This is a genomic window from Streptomyces sp. UH6 (assembly GCF_013421635.1).
Lineage (GTDB): Bacteria > Actinomycetota > Actinomycetes > Streptomycetales > Streptomycetaceae > Streptomyces > Streptomyces abyssomicinicus.
The window spans coordinates 1-2,617 of record NZ_JACADT010000802.1 but is presented as its reverse complement, the minus strand read 5'-3'; the positions used below and the strand labels follow the sequence as shown (position 1 = coordinate 2,617).

The 2,617-nt window shown below is 74.3% G+C and carries 5 protein-coding genes; 3 read left to right on the top strand and 2 right to left on the bottom strand.

The annotated features are described in order from the left end of the window. A partial coding sequence (locus HW445_RS26055; protein WP_180223334.1) for a DNA-3-methyladenine glycosylase 2 family protein occupies nucleotides 1-480 on the top strand: 480 nt, incomplete at its 5' end. Nucleotides 481-529: 49 nt separating this feature from the next. After that, nucleotides 530-1,027 carry a methylated-DNA--[protein]-cysteine S-methyltransferase gene (locus HW445_RS26050; RefSeq protein WP_180223333.1) on the top strand — a complete coding sequence of 166 codons (498 nt, stop codon included), beginning with the start codon at nucleotides 530-532 and terminating at the stop codon, nucleotides 1,025-1,027. Between the two features lie 26 nt (nucleotides 1,028-1,053). Here the strand turns inward: HW445_RS26050 and HW445_RS26045 are convergent, their stop codons facing one another. Together HW445_RS26045 and HW445_RS26040 are read right to left on the bottom strand one after the other, a co-directional pair. Beyond that, nucleotides 1,054-1,809, bottom strand: a complete 756-nt coding sequence (locus HW445_RS26045; protein WP_180223332.1) for a Sir2 family NAD-dependent protein deacetylase — start codon at nucleotides 1,807-1,809, stop codon at nucleotides 1,054-1,056. A 61-nt stretch (nucleotides 1,810-1,870) separates the two neighbouring features. Continuing rightward, nucleotides 1,871-2,374, bottom strand: coding sequence for an NUDIX hydrolase (locus tag HW445_RS26040; RefSeq protein WP_180223331.1), 504 nt, complete (start codon nucleotides 2,372-2,374; stop codon nucleotides 1,871-1,873). A 102-nt stretch (nucleotides 2,375-2,476) separates the two neighbouring features. Between HW445_RS26040 and HW445_RS26035 the strand changes: the two genes are divergently transcribed. After that, nucleotides 2,477-2,617 (top strand): glycerate kinase (locus HW445_RS26035; protein ID WP_180223335.1); only part of this gene is annotated, 141 nt, incomplete at its 3' end.

Below are 2,617 nucleotides of genomic sequence, written 5' to 3'. Positions count from 1 at the left end.
TTCAGACGTGTGCTGTTCCGATCACCGCTGGTCCTCGCGCACGGCGAGCCGGTCGACGACCCCGAGGGCGGCCTCACCCACCTCTTCCCGTCGCCGGAGGCGCTGGCCGCACTCGACCCGGAGCGGCTCGCCATGCCGCGCAGCCGCCGGGGGACCCTGACCAACCTGGTGGAACGGCTGGCCGACGGGACGCTGAGGCTGGGGGTGGACAGCGACTGGCCCGAGGCGCGGGCGCGGCTGCTGGAACTGCCGGGCTTCGGGCCCTGGACCGTGGACGTGATCGCGATGCGCGCGCTGGGGGACCCGGACGCGTTCCTCCCCACCGACCTCGGGATCCGCCGCGCGGCCCGGGAGCTGGGCCTGCCGTCCACCCCCGGGGCGCTCACCACGCGGGCCGAGGCGTGGCGTCCGTGGCGGGCGTACGCGGTGCAGTACCTGTGGGCGACCGAGAGTCACCCGATCAACTTCCTCCCTGTGTAACGAACTTCGGGTACTTCAGGGACTTCAGGCACTTCGAAGGATGAGAGAGATGAAGCAGCACACGGTGGTGGAGAGCCCCTACGGCGTCCTGACGCTGGTGGCCGACGACGGCGTCCTGTGCGGGCTGTACATGACGGAGCAGCGGCACCGGCCGGCCGAGGAGACGTTCGGCACCCGGGTCGGCGCCGACGAGGAGCCGTTCCCGGCGGCGGTGGAACAGCTCGAGGCGTACTTCGCGGGCGAGCTGCGGGAGTTCGACCTGCCGCTCCGCATGAACGGCACCGCCTTCCAGCGCTCCGTCTGGGAGCGGCTGCGGGCCATCCCGTACGGGGAGACCCGCTCGTACGGGCAGCTCGCGGCGGAGCTGGGCAGCCCCGGGGCCTCGCGGGCCGTGGGGCTCGCCAACGGACGCAACCCGGTGGGAATCATCGTGCCCTGCCACCGGGTGATCGGGGCGGGCGGATCCCTCACCGGGTACGGCGGCGGGCTGGAGCGCAAGGAGCGTCTGCTGGCCTTCGAGCGGGGCGCGGTGCCGCTGCCCGGGTGAGCGGCCGCGGGCGGCCGCCGGGCGTCTCAGGGACGCAGTTCGCGGAGCAGGCGGGGGAGGGCGGTGCCGATGGGCTCGCGGACGACCTCGTCGGCGAGGTCGTCGTACGGGGTCTCCTCCGCGTTGACGATGACGAGTCGTGCCCCGTGGTCGGCGGCCACACCCGCCAGCCCGGCGGCGGGCTGCACCTGGAGGCTGGTCCCGACGGCGACGAAGACCTCGCAGGCCTTGGTGACCGCCAGGGCCTGGCCGAGCACCTCCGGGTCCAGGCGTTCGCCGAACATGACGGTGCCCGGCTTCAGGACGCCGCCGCAGGCCGCGCAGCGCGGGTCCTCCTCGCCGGCCTCCAGCCGTGCCAGCGCCTCGGACATCGGGCCGCGCACGTGGCAGACCGTGCACACCACGGTGCGCGCGGAGCCGTGCAGTTCCAGGACCTTGCGGTCCGGCATCCCGGCCCGCTGGTGGAGCCCGTCGATGTTCTGGGTGATCACCCGCACCGGCACGCCGGACCGTTCCAGGTCGGTGACGGCCAGGTGCGCGGCGTTCGGCCCGGCCTCGAGGGCCTGCAGGTCGCGGCGCATCCGCCAGGAACGGCGCCGGATCTCCGGGTCGTTCATGTAGTGGTCGTAGGTGACCAGCTTCTCCGCGTCCGGGTCCCGGCGCCACACGCCGTTCGGCCCCCGGTAGTCGGGGATCCCGGAATCGGTGGAGATCCCGGCGCCGCTGAGGATCGCGACGAGCGGGAGGCGGGAGCGGGCCGGCGGCGAGGTGGGCGTGGGCATGCGCCCGAGGGTAGGGCGGTGGGGCGCGCCTTCGCGATCGGTTAACAGGCGGGCGGCGGTCTCAGCCCCGGTCGACCCGGCGGCCGTTCTCCAGCTCCGCCGGACCGGTTCCGTCGGCGAGCACGTCCAGGGCCGTCTCCACGCGGCCGAGGGTCGCGCCCAGCAGGTACGCCGGCAGTTCCTCGCGGGGGACCAGGCGCCAGGACAGCAGCTCCTCCTCCTGGAGGCGGATCGCGTCGATCGCCTCCTGGTCCAGCACGCCGCCGTCGTAGAGGTAGGCGACGATCGGCGGGCGGGCCGGTCCCTGGGCCCAGTCCACGGCCAGCAGCCGGCCCGGGGCGATGTCGAGGCCGATCTCCTCGGCGGTCTCCCGCCGGGCGCCCTGGCGGGGCGTCTCACCGTCGTCGGACTCCACCGTGCCGCCGGGCAGCGCCCAGCCCTCGCGGTAGTTCGGCTCCAGCAGCAGGACGCGTCCCCGGGCGTCGCGGAAGAGCGTGGCCGCGCCGCACAGGACACGGGGGAGGCCGGCGATGTACGTGGCGTAGGACTCGGCGGTGGAGGTCACCCGGCCAGCCTAGCGAGGTGGACGCCCGACCATGGCGGGTCCGGGCCACCGGCGTCTAGGGTCACTGCGACGGATGCCCGGAACGGAAGCGGAGGCGTTGTGGTGGAGACGGCCCGGCGGAGGCGCGTGCTGATCGCGGCGGACAAGTTCAAGGGGTCGCTCACGGCCGTGCAGGTGGCCGAGCGGGTCGCGGCCGGGCTGCGGCAGGTCGCGCCGGATGTCACGACGGCCTCGCTGCCGGTG

What these genes read in the sequence shown, in the direction of transcription:
- HW445_RS26045 (WP_180223332.1), bottom strand. Translation starts at nt 1,809, where the DNA reads ATGCCCACGCCCACCTCGCCGCCGGCCCGCTCCCGCCTCCCGCTCGTC.
- HW445_RS26050 (WP_180223333.1), top strand. Translation starts at nt 530, where the DNA reads ATGAAGCAGCACACGGTGGTGGAGAGCCCCTACGGCGTCCTGACGCTG.